A 17,073-nucleotide genomic window follows, 5' to 3' on the forward strand; every position below is an offset into this window, starting at 1 on the left:
CCGGGTTCGCCTTGAAAACCGAGAGCCGGGGCCGACGGGCCTTGACGGTCCGCCCCGGCTCCGGTCTCGTGTCTCAGTTCGCCATGTACGTACTGGCCTGGCTCGCGATGTCAAGCAGGAATCCCGGGGCCACACCGAGGAGGATCGTGGCCGCCACGCCTGCGGCGACGACCGTTCCGGCCATCGGGCTCGGGAGGTTGACCGTCGGCGCGTCCGGGGCCGGTTCGTTGAGCCAGAGGAGGACCACGACCCGCAGGTACGGGAAGGCCAGGATCGCCGAGGAGATGACCCCGACGACCACCAGGCCGACTTCGCCGGCCTCGACGCCGGCGCTGAAGAGGCCGAACTTGGCGGTGAACCCGCTGGTGAACGGGATGCCGGCCAGGGCGAGCATGAGGATCGTGAAGATGACGGCCGTGCCCGGGGAGTTCTTGCCGAGGCCGGCCCAGCGGGACAGGTCGGTGGCCTCGTTGTCGCCGTCGCGGACCAGGCTCACGACCGCGAATGCCGCGATCACGGTGAAGCCGTAGGCGGCCAGGTAGAACATGGTCTGGCCGACCGCGTCGCCGAGGGCGATCACGCCGATCAGGAGGTATCCGGCGTTGGCGATCGAGCTGTAGGCCAGCAGGCGCTTGATGTTGCGCTGGGTGACCGCAAAGAACGCGCCGCCGATCATGGTGGCGATGGCGATGACGGTCAGAATCATGTGCCAGTCCCAGGCCGAGGACTCCAGCCCCACGTTGAACACCCGCAGGAGCCCGCCGAATGCGGCGACCTTGACGCAGCCGGCCATCAGGGCCGTGACCGGGGTCGGGGCGCCGGTGTAGACATCGGGGGTCCACATGTGGAAGGGGACGGCCGCGGCCTTGAAGAGCAGGGCGACCGCGAGCATGCCGACGCCGATGTAGAGCAGGATGCGGGGCTCGCCGGAGCTGATGCCCGCCTGGTTGATGCCGTTCAGGTCGATGGTGCCGGCGAAGCCGTAGAGCATCGCCATCCCGTAGACGAAGAACGCCGAGGCGAAGGCGCCCAGCAGGAAGTACTTGAGGGCCGCCTCCTGGGAGATGAGCCGGCGGCGCTTGGCCAGGCCGCACAGGAGGTACAGCGGCAGGCTCAGCATCTCCAGGGCCACGAACATGGTCAGCAGGTCGCCCGAGACGACGAACATCATCATGCCGCCGACGGCGAACAGCGCGAGCGGGAAGATCTCCGTCGCCCCGGGCTCGCGGCGCTGGGCCACGTCGGCGGCCGAGTCGGCCACGACCGCGGCCTCGTTGACGAAGTCGCCGCCCTTGGTGGTGCGCTGCTCGGCCAGCAGGAGGACGGCGATCAGGGCCAGGATCGCGATGGTGCCTTGGAGGAACAGTCCGGGGCCGTCGAGGACGACCGAGCCGATGTCGGTCTCACCGGTGCTGAAGGCGGTCGCGCTCTTGCCGGCGTTGGCGGCGACCGCGATGAAGGCCGCGGCCAGGGCCGCGATGGCCAGGGCCACCTGGACCGGGAGGCGCTTGGTCTTGGGCACGACCGCTTCGAACAGCAGGCCCACGAAGGCCGCCGCGAAGACGATGATCATGGGCGACAGGCCGGCCCAGTCTATGTGCATCTCACTCATTGGCATCTCCGGCGGCAGGAACTTCGGCGGGCTCGTCTTGGACGAACTGGAGGGTGTTGTCCACCGCGGGTGTGACCGCGTCGATCAGGGGCTGCGGGTAGAACCCGAAGCCGAGGATCGCGATCACCAGCGGGGCCACGAGGGCCTTTTCGCGGATGGTCAGATCGCGCTTCATCGCCGGGACCTCGTCGAGGGCCGGGTTGCGGGTGCCCTGCATGGTCCGCTGGTACATCCACAGGACGTAGGCGGCGGCGAGGATGATGCCGAGGGTGGCCACGACCGCGACCGGTTCGTTGGCCGAGAAGGTGCCCAGCAGGACCAGGAACTCGGAGACGAACGGGGCCGTTCCGGGCAGCGACAGCGAGGCGAGGCCCGCGAAGAGGAACACCCCAGCCAGGAGGGGGAGGGTCTTCGCGGCTCCTCCGTAGTCGCCGATCGACGACGACCCGCGGCGCAGCGCCAGCATCCCGACCACGATGAACAGCAGGCCGGTGGCCAGTCCGTGGTTGAACATGTAGAGGATCGCGCCGGTCGCCGAGGAGGAGGTGAAGGCGAAGATGCCGACGCCGATGAATCCGAAGTGGGCGATCGAGGTGTAGGCGACCAGGCGTTTGAGGTCGGTCTGGCCGATGGCCACCAGCGCGGCGTAGATGACGCCGATGACGCTCATGCCGATCACCCACGGCGCGAACGTCCGGGTCGCGTCGGGGAACAGCGGCAGGCAGTAGCGCAGGATCGCGAAGGTGCCGATCTTGTCCATGACGCCGACCAGCAGCGCGGCGATGGCGGCCGGGGCGGCGCCGCCGGCGTCGGGCAGCCAGGTGTGGAACGGGAAGAACGGCGCCTTGATCGCGAAGGCCACGAAGAAGCCCAGGAACAGCCAGTTCTGGAGGGTTCCGGCCTCCATCGGCTCGGAGGCGACGAGGGTCTGCCAGTCGAAGACGCCGCCGTTGTTCACCCACAGGCCGATGACGGCCACGAGCATGAGCAGGCCGCCGAGCAGGGAGTACAGGAAGAACTTGACGGCGGCGTACTGGCGGCGGGGCCCGGAGCCGTAGGAGCCGATGAGGAAGTACATCGGCACCAGCATCGCTTCGAAGAAGAAGTAGAACAGCAGCACGTTCGAGGCCAGGAAGGTCGCGAGCATGGCCGCTTCGAGCGCGAGGACGAGCGCGAAGAAGGTCGGGACGGAGCGCTGGACGGCGTCGAGGTCCCGCCAGGCGGCGAGCATCGCGATGGGGGTGAGCCCGGCGGTGAGGGCGACCAGGAGCAGGGCGATGCCGTCGACGCCCCAGGACAGGTTGAGGTCCCAGGCTTCGATCCAGGTGTAGGTCTCGGTGAGTTGGAGCCATTCGGCGTCGGCGCCGTAGTCGAAGCCGGCGGCGACGGCGACGGTGATGAGCGCGACCGCGCCGGCGAAGCCGAGGGCCGTCCATTTGGCGGCGTTGGCCTGTTCTCGTCTCATCGAGGCGACGATGATCGCTCCGATGAGGGGCACTGCGACCAGTGCCGAGAGCAATGGAAGCTCGTTCATTGGATCACCACAACCATGAGCGCGGCCACCACGATGACGGCGCCGGACAGTATGGACAGGGCATAGGAGCGGACGAAGCCGGTCTGGAGTCGCCCGAGCCTGCGGGAGGTGCCGCCGACGGCCGCGGAGAGGCCGTTGACGATGCCGTCGACGCCGCGGGCGTCGACGGCGACCGAGGCTCCGGCGGCGACGCGGCCGGGTCGTTCGAACAGGCCGCGGTTGACCGCTTCGCCGCCGAGGTCGGCTCGGGCGAGTCGGACGGGCCAGGCGGCGGCGCGCGGGACTTCGTCGGTGCCGCCGCGGAAGAGCAGGATCGCGAGCGCGGCGCCGAGGATCACCACGGCGGTGGTGGCGATGGTGGCCTGCATGTGGGTCAGGTGTCCGTGGTGTTCTTCGTGTTCCCCGAAGACGGGGACGAGCCATTCGGCGACGGGGGTGGCCATGAGTCCGCCGGCGGCGAGGGAGCCGAGGCCGAGCAGGACGAGCGGGCCGGTCATGATCGCCGGGGACTCGTGCGGGTGGACGTCGTCGGTCCATCGTTTGGGTCCGTGGAAGGTGAGGACGAACAGCCTGGTCATGTAGAAGGCGGTGAGTGCGGCGCCGAGGAGTGCGGCGCCGCCGGCGACCCAGCCTTCCCAGCCTTCGCGGGCGAAGGCGGCGGCGATGATGGGGTCCTTGGAGAAGTAGCCGCTGAAGGGGAACAGGCCGATGATGGCGACCCATCCGGCGGCGAAGGTCGCGTAGGTCCAGGGCATGACGCGCCACAGCCCGCCGAAGCGGCGGATGTCGGTCTGGTCGTTCATGGCGTGCATGACCGAGCCGGAGCCGAGGAAGAGGCCGGCTTTGAAGAAGCCGTGGGCGAGCAGATGGATGATGCCGAGGGCGTAGGCGCCGCCGCCGAGGCCGACGGCGAGGAACATGTAGCCGATCTGGGAGACGGTGGACCAGGCGAGGACGCGTTTGATGTCGTCCTTGGCGCAGCCGACGATGGCGCCGAACAGGAGGGTGAGGGCGCCGATGGCGACGACGACGGTCTGGGCGGTCTCGTTGAGGTTGAAGATCGGGTTGGAGCGGGCGATGAGGTAGACGCCGGCGGTGACCATGGTGGCGGCGTGGATGAGCGCTGAGACGGGGGTGGGGCCTTCCATGGCGTCGGGGAGCCAGGTCTGGAAGGGCCATTGGCCGCTCTTGCCGCAGGCGGCGGCGAGGAGGAGCAGTCCGAGCGCGAGGGCCATGCCGTCGGAGAGTTCGCCCGCGCCGTTGAAGACTTCGGCGAAGTCGAGGCTTCCCACGGCGCCGATCATGACGAACATGGCCAGCAGGAAGCCGACGTCGGCGACGCGGTTGGTCAGGAAGGCCTTCTTGCCGGCGGTGGCGGCGGAGGGTTTGGCCTGCCAGAAGGCGATGAGGAGGTAGGAGGCGAGGCCGACCCCTTCCCAGCCGATGAAGGTCATGAAGTAGTTGCCGCCGAGGACGAGGATGAGCATGGCGGCGACGAAGAGGTTGAAGTAGGCGAAGAATTTGCGCCTGTCGTCGTCTTCGGCCATGTAGCCGACGGCGTAGACGTGGATGAGGAATCCGACGCCGGTGATCAGGAGCGTGAAGACGCCGCTGAGCGGGTCGAGCAGGAGGCTGGCCTGGATGTCGAGCTCGCCGACCGAGATGAAGGTGAACAGGTCGGTGGCGGCGGTCTTGTTGTCGAGGCCGGACAGTCCGCTGAACATGGCCAGGGCGAGCGCGAAGGCGCCGCCGACGGTGGCGACGCCGAGCCAGTGTCCCCATCTGTCGGATCTGCGGCCGGTCAGGAGCAGTATGGCGGCTCCGGCGGCGGGCAGGGCTATCAGCAGCCAGGTCCAGGAGAGCAGCCCGGTGGCGGGCGCGTAGGTCACTTCGTCCACTGAGTCCTCACTAGGCCTTCAGGAGGTTGGCGTCGTCGACGGAGGCGGAGCGTCGGGATCGGTAGATCGCCATGATGATCGCGAGCCCGATCACGACTTCGGCGGCGGCGACGGCCATGACGAAGAACGCCATGATCTGGCCGTCGATGGTGCCGGTGGTGCGGGAGAAGGTGACCAGGGCGAGGTTTCCGGCGTTGAGCATGAGCTCGATGCACATGAACACGACGATGGAGTTGCGCCGCACCATTACTCCGATGGCGCCGATGGTGAACAGCGCGGCGGAGAGTATGAGGTAGTGCTCCGGGCTCATCGCTCCTCTCTCCCTTCTGTGGGTTTGGGTGCGGCCTCGACGGCGGTGAGTTGCCGCGGCGGGACGTATTCGGACAGGCTCTCGGCGGCGGTGGTCCCATCGGGCAGGAGCGCGGGCGTGGCCGTGGAGTCGGAGGTCGCGAAGACGCCGGGTCCGGGCTTGGGCCCGGGGTAGTTGCCGGGCGCGAAGCGTTCGCGGCTGGACTCCTTCTGGCTTCGGGCCTCGCCTCTGCGGGAGACGTGGGCGAACATGAGCGCGCCGACGGCGGCGACGGTGAGGACGCCGGAGACCACCTCGAACGGGAAGATGTAGGTGGTGAACAGTTCTTCGGCGATGGCGGGGACGTTGCCCTGCCCCGGAGCGGGGTCGCCGGCGACGGTGAGTCCGGTGACGGCGTGGGCGAGGCCGGAGGTGAGCAGGGCTGCCAGTCCGACGCCGAGGAGGGCGGCCAGGAACCGCTGTCCTCGGAGGGTTTCGAACATGGAGTCTCTGGAGTCACGTCCGAAGAGCATGAGCACGAACAGGAAGAGCATCATGATCGCGCCGGTGTAGACCATGATCTGGACGAAGCCGAGGAACGGCGCCGACTGCATGATGTAGAAGACGGCGAGGGTGACCATGGTGAGGGCGAGCATGAGCGCGGCGTGGATGGCCGAGCGGGCGAGGACGAGGCCGATGGCCCCGCCGACTGCGAGCGGCGCGAGGATCCAGAACGCGACGGTCTCACCGGTGGAGGCCGTCTGGGCGAGCTCGGCGATCACTGGTTTCTCCTCTCGAGCATCTCGGTGAGGGAGAACTCGGCGCCGGAGCTGGGGCCGGGGTTGTCGGGCCCGGAGCCGTAGTAGTCCTTCTCGGAGTCGCCCAGCCGCATCGGGTGCGGGGGCTGCTCCATGTCCTCGGTGAGGGGGGCGAGGAGTTCTTCCTTGGTGAAGATGAGGTCGCGCCGGTCGTCGCGGGCGAGTTCGTACTCGTTGCTCATGGTGAGCGACCGGGTCGGGCAGGCCTCGATGCACAGCCCGCAGAAGATGCAGCGGGCGTAGTTGATCTGGTACGTCTTGGCGTAGCGCTCGCCGGGTGAGTACCGCTCGGTGTCGGTGTTCTCGGCGCCTTCGACGTAGATGGCGTCGGCCGGGCACGCCCAGGCGCACAGTTCGCAGCCGATGCACTTCTCGAGCCCGTCGGGGTGGCGGTTGAGGACGTGCCTGCCGTGGTAGCGGGCCTGGACCTTCGGCGGGTTCTCAGGGTAGTCGACCGTCACCTTGGGCTTGAACATGTGGCGGAAGGTGACGCCGAAGCCTTTGGCTGTGGACATCTATTCCTCCTCCTTGCCTTTGTCGGTGCCGCCTTCGATGGCGCCAGCAGTCTCGCGCTGCTCGAGTTCGGTGAGTCCCCGCGGGTTGGGCGGGACGACGAGGTCGAGCGGCGGTACGGGGTAGCCGCCGAGCCCGGCGTCGGGTTCTTCGGGCGGTTCGTAGGGCTTGCGGGTGGGCCAGAAGAAGATCAGGGCCATCACGGCGATGGCGGCCCCTCCGGCGAAGGCGATGCGCGTGGGCAGGTCGTTGCCGGTGTCGAGGCCGATGTTCATAGCCGCGAGGACGAGGATCCACACCAGGCTCACGGGCACGAGAACCTTCCAGCCCAGGCGCATGAACTGGTCGTAGCGGAAGCGCGGAAGGGTGCCGCGCAGCCAGACGTAGAAGGACAGGAACGCCAGGACCTTCCCGAAGAACCAGACCAGGGGCAGCCAGCCCTCGTTGGCGGCGGGCCACCAGGAGTCGGGGAAGGGCGCGGCCCAGCCTCCGAGGAACAGCGTCACGCACAGGGCGGACATGGTGACCATGTTGACGTACTCGGCCAGGAAGAACGAGGCGTACTTGAGGCTGGAGTATTCGGTGGCGAACCCGGCCACGATCTCGGATTCGGCTTCGGGCAGGTCGAAGGGGGCCCGGTTGGTCTCGCCGACCATGGCGATGACGAAGATGACGAAGCTGGGCGCCAGGATCAGGAAGTACCAGCCGGGGAGGGTGATCTCGAGGCCGCCGAGCTGCATCGGGATGCCTTCGGCCTGGGCGTCGACGATGCCGCCGGTGGACAGGAGCTGGGATTGGAAGAACACGCCGAGGACGGCCAGTCCGAGGGCGATCTCGTAGGAGATGACCTGCGCGGCCGCGCGGAGCGAGCCGAGCAGCGCGTAGGTGGACCCGGACGACCAGCCGGCGAGGACGATGCCGTAGACGCCGAGGGCGCTGGTGGCGAGGATGAGCAGGACGCTCACTTCGAAGTCGGTCATCTGCAGGGCCGTGGTCCGGCCGAACACCGAGACCTCGGGCCCGAAGGGGATCACCGCGAACGCGGTGAACGCGCAGGTGACGGCGATCGCGGGCGCGGCCAGGAACACCCATTTGTCGGCGGTGCGCGGCAGGATGTCCTCTTTGAAGGCCAGTTTGAGGCCGTCGGCGAGGGACTGCAGGAGTCCGAAGGGCCCGTTCCGGTTGGGGCCGGGCCGCACCTGCATGACGGCGACGAGTCTGCGCTCGTACCAGATGGTGAACAGCACCAGCAGGACGAGCACGACGAAGACGACGACGCCTTTGATCGCGATGAGCCAGAACGGGTCGTTCATCGGCTGACCGCCTCCTTGTCTTCTCCGGCGGCGGGCTTGGGCACGGTCGGGTAGGCGCGGACCGCGACGACGTCGCCGGCGTTCGCGCCGAGGTGGCGGAAGATGCCGCGGCCAGGCGCGTTGGTCGGCAGCCACACGACGCCTTCGGGCATGTCGGTGACCGCCAGCGGCAGGGTGATGCCGCCGATGGCGGTGGAGACGGTGACGCCGCCGCCTTCGGTCGCGCCGATGGCCTTGGCGGTGGCGGCCGAGAGCCGCACGACCGGGTCGGGGGCGCAGCCGGCCAGGTGCGGGTTGTTCTCTTGGAGGGAGCCGCCGTCGAGCAGTTGCCGCCAGGTCGCCAGGACGGCCTTGTGCCCCGACTTCGTCTCGGCGGCGAGCCCGGCGCGGGCCGGGGTGTCGGGCCGCCAGTCGGGGGCGGGCTGGCGGGTGATCGGGTCGGGCAGTCCGGCCAGTTCGGCCCTGACCGCACGGGTGTCGCCGAGGCCGATCTGGGTGCCCATGGCCTGGGCGATCAGGTCCAGGACCCGGTGGTCGCTCATCAGCTCGGAGTCGAAGACGGCCTCGAAGGTTCGCAGGCGTCCTTCCCAGTCGAAGTAGGCGCCTTCCTTGTCGGTGACGGGCGCGACCGGGAGGATCACGTCGGCCACGCGGGTGACCGCCGAGTGCCGCAGTTCGAGGGAGACGACGAAGCGCGCGGCGTAGAGGGCGGCCTCGACGGCGGGGGCGTCGGCGAAGTCGTAGGGGTCGACGCCGCCGACCAGGAGCGCGTCGATCTCGCCGTCGGCGGCGGCTTGGAGGATCTGCCAGGCGCCGCGTCCGTCGGCGCCGGGCAGGGCGTCGGTTCCCCAGTAGTCGGCGAGTTGTTCGCGGTCGGCCTCGTAGTCGGCCAGGCCGCCGCCGGGGAGGAGCCCGGGCAGGCATCCGGCTTCGACGGCGCCGCGGTCGCCGGCGCGGCGGGGCACCCACGCGATGCGGGCGCCGGTGGCCGAGGCCAGTCGGACGGCCGCCGAGAAGGCGCCTTCGACGGTGGCGAGGCGTTCGCCCAGGAGGATGACGGAACCGTCTTCGGACAGGGCGTCGTGGACGGCTCCGCTGGAGCGCCAGGAGTCGAGCAGTTCGGCCTCTTCGCCGGGCAGGCCCTCGATGAGGTTCGCGTTCAGTTTGCGGGTGCCGCGGGTCGCGAAGGGGGCCAGGACGTGGACGCGCTGGCCCTTCTTGCGGACGGCCTTCCTCATGCGCAGGAACGCGATGGGGCATTCCTCTTCGACTTCGAGGCCGGCGGCCAGGACGACCGGCGCGTTCTCGAGGTCTTCGTAGGTGACCGCGCCGCTGGAGGGGTAGACGCCGGCGACGGCGTGGGCCAGGAACTCCGACTCCTCGGTCGAGTGGGGCCGGGAGCGGAAGTCGACGTCGTTGGTGCCCAAGGCGATACGGGAGAATTTGGCGTAGGCGTAGGCGTCTTCGACGGTGAGGCGGCCGCCGGGCAGGACGCCGACGCCGCCGGCTTCGGCCAGTCCGGCGGCGGCGCGGCGCAGCGCCTCGGGCCAGGATGCCTCGCGCAGGCTCCCGTCGGCCTCGCGCACCAGCGGTTTGGTGACGCGGTCGGCCGCGTCGACGTAGGAGGACGCCCAGCGGCCCTTGTCGCAGTTCCATTCCTCGTTGACGGCGGGGTCGTCGCCGGCGAGGCGGCGCAGGACCTTGCCGCGGCGGTGGTCGGTGCGCTGGGAGCATCCGGCGGCGCAGTGCTCGCAGACGCCGGGGCTGGAGACGAGGTCGAACGGGCGGGACCGGAACCGGTACTGGGTGCCGGTGAGGGCGCCGACCGGGCAGATCTGGACGGTGTTGCCCGAGAAGTAGGACTCAAACGGCTCGTCTTCGTAGATGCCGACCTGTTCGAGGGCGGACCGTTCCATCAGTTCGATGAAGGGGTCGCCGGCGATCTCGTCGGAGAAGCGGGTGCAGCGGGCGCACAGGACGCAGCGTTCGCGGTCGAGCAGCACCTGGGAGGAGATCGGGAGGGCCTTCTTGTAGGTGCGCTTGTCGGCCGCTTCCATTCGGGTCTCGGTGCGCCCGACGGACATGGCCTGGTTCTGCAGGGGGCATTCGCCGCCCTTGTCGCAGATGGGGCAGTCCAGGGGGTGGTTGATCAGGAGGAACTCCATGATCCCCTCCTGGGCCCCTTTGGCGACTTCGCTGGTGTGCTGGGTCTTGACGACCATGCCCTCCATGGCCGTGGTGGTGCAGGAGGCGGCGGGCTTGGGCATGCCGCGTCCGTTGCCCATGTCGGGGACCTCGACCAGGCACTGGCGGCAGGCGCCGGCCGGTTCCAGGAGGGGGTGGTCGCAGAAGCGGGGGATCTCGATGCCGAGTTGCTCGGCGGCGCGGATCACCAGGGTGCCCTTGGGGACGGTGATCTCGACGCCGTCGATGGTGAACGTGACCTGCTCAGTCATGTCAGTGCGCTCCGATCAGTTCGGCGTCGAAGAGCGGGGGCTTGGTGCCCTCGATGTAATCGAGGTAGTCCTGCCGGAAGTACTTGAGCGACGAGGTGACGCATGAGGTCGCGCCGTCGCCGAGGCCGCAGAAGGCGCGGCCCAGGAGGTTCCCGCAGGCGTTCTCGAGGAGTTTGAGGTCGCTTTCGGCGCCTTCGCCGGACAGGATGCGCTCGTAGACGCGGACCATCCAGTAGTTGCCTTCGCGGCACGGCGTGCATTTGCCGCAGGATTCGTGCTGGTAGAACTTCAGCCACCGCCAGCACGAGAGCACCGGGCAGTCCTGGTCGGAGAAGACCATGATCGCGGTGGTGCCGAGGATCGATCCGGCCTTGGCGACGTTGTCGAAGTCCAGCGGAACGTCCAGGTGCTCGGCGGTCAGGAGCGGGGTCGAGGACCCGCCGGGTGTGAAGTACTTGAGTTCGTGGCCCTCTTGCATGCCGCCGGCGAGTTCGATCAGTTCGCTCAGGGTGGTGCCGAGGCGGCATTCGTACTGGCCGGGGTTGACCACGCGGCCGGAGAGGGAGTAGATCATGGTGCCGGCGGCGTTCTCGGATCCGAGGGACTTCCACCATTCGGCGCCGCCGAGGACGATGTGCGGGACGGCGGCGATGGTGCCGACGTTGTTGATGCAGGTGGGCTTCTGGTAGAGCCCGTGCGTGGCCGGGAACGGCGGCCGCAGCCGCGGCTGGCCCCGCAGTCCTTCGAGGGAGTCCAGAAGGGCCGTCTCCTCGCCGCAGATGTAGGCGCCGGCGCCGGAGTGGATGACGATGTCCAGGTCGAAGCCGGAGCCGAGGATGTCCTTGCCGAGGTATCCGGCGGCTTTGGCCTCGGCCACGGCGTGGCGCAGGCGGCGGGCGGCGTGGACGGCTTCGCCGCGCACGTACACGAACGCGCGGTCGGCCTTGATGGCGTAGGAGGCGATGGCGATGCCCTCGATGACCGAGTGCGGGTCGTTCATCATCAGCGGCAGGTCCTTGCAGGTGCCCGGTTCGCCTTCGTCGGCGTTGACGACCAGGTAGTGGTCGTTGCCGTCGTCGGGCACGAACTGCCATTTCATGCCGACCGGGAAGCCGGCGCCGCCGCGGCCGCGGTGGCCGGACTCCTTCATGAAGGCGATCAGGTCGGCCGGGTTGTGGCGCAGGGCTTTGCGGAGTGCCCGGTAGCCGTCGAGCTGTTCGTACACGTCGATCTTCCACGCGCCCGGGGACAGCCAGCGCTTGGTGACCACGGGCGTGAGCTTGGACAGTACGTCTTCGCGGGGGCGTCTCGGGTTCGGCACGGTTGCTCGACTCACTTCGCTTCCTCTTTTTCGACCAACGGCGCGTCCGGATCGAACTGCGGCGCGGTGATCCCGGCCTCGGCGGCGAGGCGGTTCCCGGCGAGGGTCGCCTCGCCTTGGGCGTCGCCTTCGAGCGCGGCCTCGCGCTCGTCGTCGAACCCGGCCAGTTGGACCGACGTCTCCTTGAGAGTGCACAGGGGCGCGCCTCGACTCGGGAACGGCCGCTTGCCCTCTTTGAGCTGGCGCACCAGGTCGACGGCGCCGGCCTCGTCCATGTTGTCGAAGAACTCGTAGTTGACCGTGACCACGGGCGCGTAGTCGCAGGCGGCGAGGCATTCGGCGTGTTCGAGCGTGATCTGGCCGTCGGCGGTGGTCTCGTCGTGGCCGACGTTGAGCTCGCCGGAGAGCTCGTCGAAGATCTTCTGCCCGCCCTTGGCGTGGCAGAGGGTGTTGGTGCACACGCTGACCAGCCAGTCGCCGGCCGGTTCGCGCTTGTACATCGTGTAGAAGGTCGAGACGGCCTGCACCTGGGCCTTGGTGATGTCCAGGGCCTCGGCGCAGAAGGCGATCCCGTCCTCGGAGACGTAGCCGTCGTGCGACTGCACCAGGTGCAGCAGCGGCAGCAGCGCCGACCGGGACCGGCCCTCGGGGTAGCGGGCAATGATCTCGGCCGCCTGCTGGTGGATCTTGTCCGGGTAGCTCACCGGTCGCAGCCTCCCATCACGGGGTCGAGCGAGGCGCCGCCGGCGATGACGTCGGCGAGCAGGCCGCCTTCGGCCAGGGCGGGCAGCGCCTGGAGATTCACGAAAGTCGGTTCTCGCATGTGGATGCGGAAGGGGCGGGTCCCGCCGTCGGAGACGGCGTGGACGCCGAATTCTCCCCGGGGCGCCTCGATCGCGGTGTAGACCTGTCCGGCCGGGACGCGGAAGCCCTCGGTGACGAGTTTGAAGTGGTGGATGAGGGCCTCCATCGACTGGCTCATGATGTGCCGGATGTGGTTGAGGCTGTTGCCCATGCCGTCGGCGCCGAGTGCGAGCTGGGCGGGCCAGGCGATCTTCTTGTCCTCGACCATGACCGGGCCGGGCTCGAGCCGGTCGAGGCCCTGCTCGATGATCCTCAGGCTCTCGCGGATTTCCTGGATCCGGATCAGGTAGCGGGCCCAGGCGTCGGCGCCGTTGTGGGTGGGAACCTCGAAGTCGTAGTCCTCGTAGCCGCAGTAGGGCATGGTCTTGCGCAGGTCCCAGGCGAGCCCGGCCGACCGGAGGACCGGTCCGGTGACGCCGAGGGCGAGGCATCCCGAGACGTCGAGGTAGCCGACGCCCTGCGTGCGTTCCTGCCAGATGGCGTTGCCGGTCAGCAGGTCGTCGTAGTCGTCCAGGGCCGTCGGCATGTACTCGATGAAGTCGCGGATCATGGCCACCGCGTCGTCGGGGATGTCCTGGGCGACGCCCCCGGGGCGGACGTAGGCCATGTTCATGCGCAGGCCCGAGACGGCCTCGAAGATGTCGAGGACCTTCTCGCGGTCCCTGAAGCCGTAGATCATCATCGACAGGGCCCCCAGCTCCATGCCCATGGTGGCGAGGGCGACCAGGTGACTGGAGATGCGGTTGAGCTCCATCATGATCACGCGGATCACGTTCGCGCGCTCGGGCACGGTCACGTCGAGCAGCCGCTCGACCGCCAGGCAGTACCCGACCTCGTTGAAGACCGGCGCGAGGTAGTCGGCGCGGGTGACGAACGTGGTGCCCTGCGTCCAGGTGCGGTATTCGAGGTTCTTCTCGATGCCGGTGTGGAGGTAGCCGACGACGGGGCGGACGGACCGGACGGTCTCGCCTTCGAGTTCGCACACCAGGCGGAGGACCCCGTGGGTGGAGGGGTGCTGGGGGCCGAGGTTGAGGATGATGCGTTCGTCGTTGAGCGGGTCGACCGAGGCGACCATCTCGTCCCAGTCGCCCCCGGTGACGGTGTAGACCCGGCCCTCGGTGGTCTCGCGCTCGGCGGCGTAGGCGTCCTCTGCCTCGAAGACGTCGTGCGGGTGGTCGGTGGCAGTCACTTGTAGGCCCTCCTCTCATCTGGAGGCGGAATATGCGCGCCTTTGTATTCGACGGAGATGCCGCCCAGCGGGTAGTCCTTGCGCTGGGGATGGCCCTCCCAGTCGTCGGGCATGAGGATGCGGGTCAGGTGGGGATGGCCGTCGAAGACGACGCCGAACATGTCGTAGGTCTCGCGCTCCTGCCAGTCGGCGGTCGGGTAGACGCCGGTGACGCTGGTGACGACGGGGTTGTCGGTCCCGACGGCGGTCTCCAGGCGCACCCGGCGCCGGTAGGTCATGGACGTCAGGTGGTAGACCACGTGGAGCCGGTGCTGGCGGCCCGGGTAGTCCACGCCCGAGACCGAGTTGCACAGCTCGAACTTGAGGCTCTCGTCGTCCCGCATGAGGCCGCAGACCTCGGCGGTCTTGTCGGGCGCGATGTGGAGGGTCAGCTCGTCGCGGTCGACGACGGCGGCTCGCACGATCTCGTCGCCGAGTCCTTCGCGGACTGCGGCGAGGATCTGGTCGAAGTAGCCGCCGAGCGGTTCGGGGGTGGCGATGACCTCGCCGCCGGTCGGCGTGGCGCGGACCAGGCCCCCGAACCCGGAGGTGTCGCCGGTGCCGGCGACGCCGAACAGGCCGCGGTCCTTCTCCATGCCGACGGGCTGGACTTCACCTTCGCTCACGGCTTGACCACCGCCTTCCTGATGCGGAGCTGCTCTTGGGTGCCGGCCTCGACCGCTTCGGTCCATTCCTTCTTGCGGCGCTTGTCGAAGCGGTAGGAGGAGGGCATCGAGCCGGGCTTGACGGCCGGTTCGGGCAGCTCGGCGAGGGCGGCGCGGCGCTTCTCCCCCAGCGGTTCGTGCTGGACCTTGTCGTGGAGCTTGAGGATGGCGTCGAGCAGCATCTCCGGGCGCGGCGGGCACCCGGGCAGGTACATGTCGACGGGCACGACATGGTCGACGCCCTGGACGATCGCGTAGTTGTTGAACATGCCGCCGCTGGTGGCGCACACGCCCATGGACAGCACCCACTTGGGGGCGGCCATCTGGTCGTAGATCTGGCGCAGGACCGGCGCCATCTTCTGGGACACGCGCCCTGCGACGATCATCAGGTCGGCCTGGCGGGGGGAGGCGCGGAAGACCTCCATGCCGAACCGGCCGGTGTCGTAGCGGGCCGCGCCGGTGGACATCATCTCGATCGCGCAGCAGGCCAGGCCGAACGTGGCCGGCCACATGGAGGCCTTGCGGGTCCAGTTGACGAGGGCCTCGACCGAGGTGAGGATGATGCCTTGGGGCAGTTTCTCTTCGATTCCCATCGCTAATCCCAGTCCAATCCGCCGCGACGCCATTCGTAGGCGTAGGCGACGAACAACGCTCCGATGAACATGACGACGGCCCAGAATCCGAAGATTCCGAGCACGTCGTGGTGGACCGCCCACGGCACCAGGAAGATGATCTCGATGTCGAAGACGATGAACAGCATCGCCGTCAGGTAGAACTTCACCGGGAACTTGGTGGGCCCGGAGGAGCTCGGGGCGGGCTCGATGCCGCTTTCGTAGGGGTCGGATTTGGCGCGGTTGCGCCGGAAGGGTCCGGCGATGCGCGAGGCGACGATGGAGACGAGCGCGAACCCGAGTCCGATCGCGAACATGACGATGACGGGCACATAGACTTCCATCGGCTCAAGCCCTCCTTCCGTCTAGGCTGGCGAGCCGGACTGGGGTCCGGCCCTGTCGGGGGGTGGCGATCCGGATCCCGTTGACGACCCTGTCGGCCAGGTCGCGCCCGGGGGTGTCGGTGAGGTTCGCCAGCAGTTTCAGCACGATCCGCATGAGCGGGCGGCTGCGCAGTCCGTACTCGGTGCACAGCCGCATGATGCGCGGGTTCCCGATGAGGTGGACGAAGATCTCGCCCATGCGGTAGTAGGAGCCCAGGTGCGCGTCCATCTGCGCGCCGTAGGCCCGCAGGCGGGCCTCGCGGCGGGGCGCGTTCGGCTGCCGCAGGGCCTCGGCGACGGCGCGGGCGGCGATCTCGCCGGCCTCGACGGCGTAGGCGATGCCCTCGCCGTTGAAGGGGTTGACCATGCCGCCGGAGTCGCCGACGAGGATCATGCCGCGGGTGTAGTGGGGGACGCGGTTGAAGCCCATGGGCAGGGCGGCGCCGCGGACCGGGCCGTCGGCGGCGGTCTCTTCGCGCAGGCCCCACTCTTCGGGGGTGGTGGCGAGCCAGTCGCGCAGCAGCGCCCGGTAGTCGGTCTTGCCGTAGCCGGTCGAGGAGTTGAGGACGCCGAGTCCGACGTTGACGCGGCCGTCGCCGAGGCCGAAGATCCAGCCGTAGCCGGGCTGGATGACCTCGGGCGCGTCGGCGGTCCGCAGCGACAGCCAGGACTCGAGGTAGGGGTCGTCGTGCTTGGCCTCGGATTCGTAGTAGCGGCGCACGGCCACGCCCATGGGGCGCTTCGGGTCGCGTTTGACGCCCAGGGCCAGGGCGAGGCGTCCGGAGACGCCGTCGGCGGCGATGACGACGGGGGCGCGGTAGCGGACGGTCCGGCCGTCGCGGCGGGCGCTGACGCCGGCCACGCGCCCGGCGAGGTCGAATTCGGGGGCGGTGACGTTGACGCCGGTCTGGAGGGAGGCGCCGGCCTCGACGGCCTTGGAGGCCAGGAGCTGGTCGAAGTCGGCCCGGGTGCGGGTGAGGCCGTAGTCGGGGAAGGAGTCCAGGACCGGCCAGTCGAGTTCGAGGACGCGGTCGTCGGCGACCACGCGCAGACCGCGGTTGCGGGTCCAGCCGGCCTCGGGCGAGGTGTCGACGCCCATCTTGAGCAGTCCCGCCACGGAGCGGGGGGTGAGGCCGTCGCCGCAGACCTTCTCTCGGGGGAAGGCGGTCTTCTCCAGCAGCAGGACGTCGAGTCCGCGGCGGGCCAGATGGTAGGCCGCCGCTGAACCACCGGGGCCGGCGCCGACGACGATGACGTCGGCGTCGGGCGTCACTGGCGTGGTCACAGGCGTCCTCTCAGACTGAGCCGATTCTCGGCGTCGCAAGCTCCGCCGGTACTGGGGCGGTGATCGTTCTTACCGGGCCACATCACTTGTGAAGCCATTCACAAGCATTTGTCCGCAGTCTAGATCTTCGCTAACCACCCACCGTCACTTAGGTCTGCCTAAGTTGCTGTTACGGGTGGTCACGAGGCGTACGGATGTGCCGTGACGGAACCGGAGGCACGGGTGGCGCACTCGCGGCGAATACACCGGTGAGTCCAGTGACGAAGCAGACATTCCGGAGCAC

General features: G+C 68.9%; 14 protein-coding genes and 1 pseudogene. All 15 read right to left on the reverse strand.

The annotated features are described in order from the left end of the window. Nucleotides 1-73: 73 nt before the first annotated feature. A complete protein-coding gene (gene nuoN / locus JFB92_RS09320; RefSeq protein WP_199037348.1) occupies nucleotides 74-1,612 on the reverse strand; it encodes an NADH-quinone oxidoreductase subunit NuoN in 1,539 nt (512 codons plus the stop codon). Next, on the reverse strand, nucleotides 1,605-3,146 hold the full coding sequence (locus JFB92_RS09325) for an NADH-quinone oxidoreductase subunit M (RefSeq protein ID WP_199037350.1): 1,542 nt from the start codon (nucleotides 3,144-3,146) through the stop codon (nucleotides 1,605-1,607). Before JFB92_RS09325 ends, nuoN begins: the two co-directional genes overlap by 8 nt. Beyond that, complete coding sequence (nuoL, locus tag JFB92_RS09330) at nucleotides 3,143-5,044, reverse strand: NADH-quinone oxidoreductase subunit L (RefSeq protein ID WP_307789080.1); 1,902 nt, start codon at nucleotides 5,042-5,044, stop codon at nucleotides 3,143-3,145. Before nuoL ends, JFB92_RS09325 begins: the two co-directional genes overlap by 4 nt. Nucleotides 5,045-5,054: 10 nt before the next feature. Continuing rightward, nucleotides 5,055-5,354 (reverse strand): NADH-quinone oxidoreductase subunit NuoK, encoded by a 300-nt coding sequence (gene nuoK, locus JFB92_RS09335; protein ID WP_199037352.1) that lies wholly within the window; start codon nucleotides 5,352-5,354, stop codon nucleotides 5,055-5,057. Beyond that, entirely contained in the window at nucleotides 5,351-6,115 is a 765-nt protein-coding gene (locus JFB92_RS09340) for an NADH-quinone oxidoreductase subunit J (RefSeq protein WP_199037354.1), read from the reverse strand. Before JFB92_RS09340 ends, nuoK begins: the two co-directional genes overlap by 4 nt. Next, on the reverse strand, nucleotides 6,112-6,666 hold the full coding sequence (nuoI, locus tag JFB92_RS09345; protein WP_199037356.1) for an NADH-quinone oxidoreductase subunit NuoI: 555 nt from the start codon (nucleotides 6,664-6,666) through the stop codon (nucleotides 6,112-6,114). The genes JFB92_RS09340 and nuoI overlap by 4 nt, the downstream gene beginning before the upstream one ends. After that, complete coding sequence (gene nuoH, locus JFB92_RS09350) at nucleotides 6,667-7,977, reverse strand: NADH-quinone oxidoreductase subunit NuoH (RefSeq protein ID WP_199037357.1); 1,311 nt, start codon at nucleotides 7,975-7,977, stop codon at nucleotides 6,667-6,669. Further along, nucleotides 7,974-10,433, reverse strand: coding sequence for an NADH-quinone oxidoreductase subunit G (locus tag JFB92_RS09355; protein ID WP_199037359.1), 2,460 nt, complete (start codon nucleotides 10,431-10,433; stop codon nucleotides 7,974-7,976). Before JFB92_RS09355 ends, nuoH begins: the two co-directional genes overlap by 4 nt. Nucleotide 10,434: 1 nt before the next feature. Beyond that, nucleotides 10,435-11,769: an NADH-quinone oxidoreductase subunit NuoF gene (gene nuoF, locus JFB92_RS09360; protein WP_307789081.1), complete on the reverse strand. Its 1,335-nt coding sequence runs from the start codon at nucleotides 11,767-11,769 to the stop codon at nucleotides 10,435-10,437. A 2-nt stretch (nucleotides 11,770-11,771) separates the two neighbouring features. Then, nucleotides 11,772-12,458 (reverse strand): annotated as a pseudogene (gene nuoE, locus JFB92_RS09365) (NADH-quinone oxidoreductase subunit NuoE); the annotation flags it as partial. Beyond that, nucleotides 12,455-13,807: an NADH-quinone oxidoreductase subunit D gene (locus JFB92_RS09370; RefSeq protein ID WP_307789082.1), complete on the reverse strand. Its 1,353-nt coding sequence runs from the start codon at nucleotides 13,805-13,807 to the stop codon at nucleotides 12,455-12,457. The gene JFB92_RS09370 and the pseudogene nuoE, both read right to left, overlap by 4 nt. Next, a complete protein-coding gene (locus JFB92_RS09375; RefSeq protein ID WP_199037363.1) occupies nucleotides 13,804-14,538 on the reverse strand; it encodes an NADH-quinone oxidoreductase subunit C in 735 nt (244 codons plus the stop codon). Before JFB92_RS09375 ends, JFB92_RS09370 begins: the two co-directional genes overlap by 4 nt. Continuing rightward, complete coding sequence (locus JFB92_RS09380) at nucleotides 14,469-15,104, reverse strand: NuoB/complex I 20 kDa subunit family protein (protein ID WP_199037365.1); 636 nt, start codon at nucleotides 15,102-15,104, stop codon at nucleotides 14,469-14,471. Before JFB92_RS09380 ends, JFB92_RS09375 begins: the two co-directional genes overlap by 70 nt. 2 nt (nucleotides 15,105-15,106) lie before the next feature. Then, the gene (locus JFB92_RS09385; RefSeq protein WP_199037367.1) at nucleotides 15,107-15,466 is read right to left on the reverse strand and encodes an NADH-quinone oxidoreductase subunit A; all 360 of its coding nucleotides are present in this window, start codon (nucleotides 15,464-15,466) and stop codon (nucleotides 15,107-15,109) included. Between the two features lie 4 nt (nucleotides 15,467-15,470). Beyond that, nucleotides 15,471-16,790 (reverse strand): geranylgeranyl reductase family protein, encoded by a 1,320-nt coding sequence (locus JFB92_RS09390; protein WP_199037369.1) that lies wholly within the window; start codon nucleotides 16,788-16,790, stop codon nucleotides 15,471-15,473. Nucleotides 16,791-17,073: the final 283 nt, after the last annotated feature.

The sequence above is a fragment of the Glycomyces salinus genome (assembly GCF_016428645.1).
GTDB classification, from domain to species: domain Bacteria; phylum Actinomycetota; class Actinomycetes; order Mycobacteriales; family Micromonosporaceae; genus Glycomyces; species Glycomyces salinus.

Coding starts and splice junctions, on each gene's coding strand:
- nuoN (WP_199037348.1), bottom strand. CDS start 1,612: ATGAGTGAGATGCACATAGACTGGGCCGGCCTGTCGCCCATGATCATC.
- JFB92_RS09325 (WP_199037350.1), bottom strand. CDS start 3,146: ATGAACGAGCTTCCATTGCTCTCGGCACTGGTCGCAGTGCCCCTCATC.
- nuoK (WP_199037352.1), bottom strand. CDS start 5,354: ATGAGCCCGGAGCACTACCTCATACTCTCCGCCGCGCTGTTCACCATC.
- nuoI (WP_199037356.1), bottom strand. CDS start 6,666: ATGTCCACAGCCAAAGGCTTCGGCGTCACCTTCCGCCACATGTTCAAG.
- nuoH (WP_199037357.1), bottom strand. CDS start 7,977: ATGAACGACCCGTTCTGGCTCATCGCGATCAAAGGCGTCGTCGTCTTC.
- JFB92_RS09355 (WP_199037359.1), bottom strand. CDS start 10,433: ATGACTGAGCAGGTCACGTTCACCATCGACGGCGTCGAGATCACCGTC.
- JFB92_RS09375 (WP_199037363.1), bottom strand. CDS start 14,538: ATGGACCGAAGCGGTCGAGGCCGGCACCCAAGAGCAGCTCCGCATCAG.
- JFB92_RS09380 (WP_199037365.1), bottom strand. CDS start 15,104: ATGGGAATCGAAGAGAAACTGCCCCAAGGCATCATCCTCACCTCGGTC.
- JFB92_RS09385 (WP_199037367.1), bottom strand. CDS start 15,466: ATGGAAGTCTATGTGCCCGTCATCGTCATGTTCGCGATCGGACTCGGG.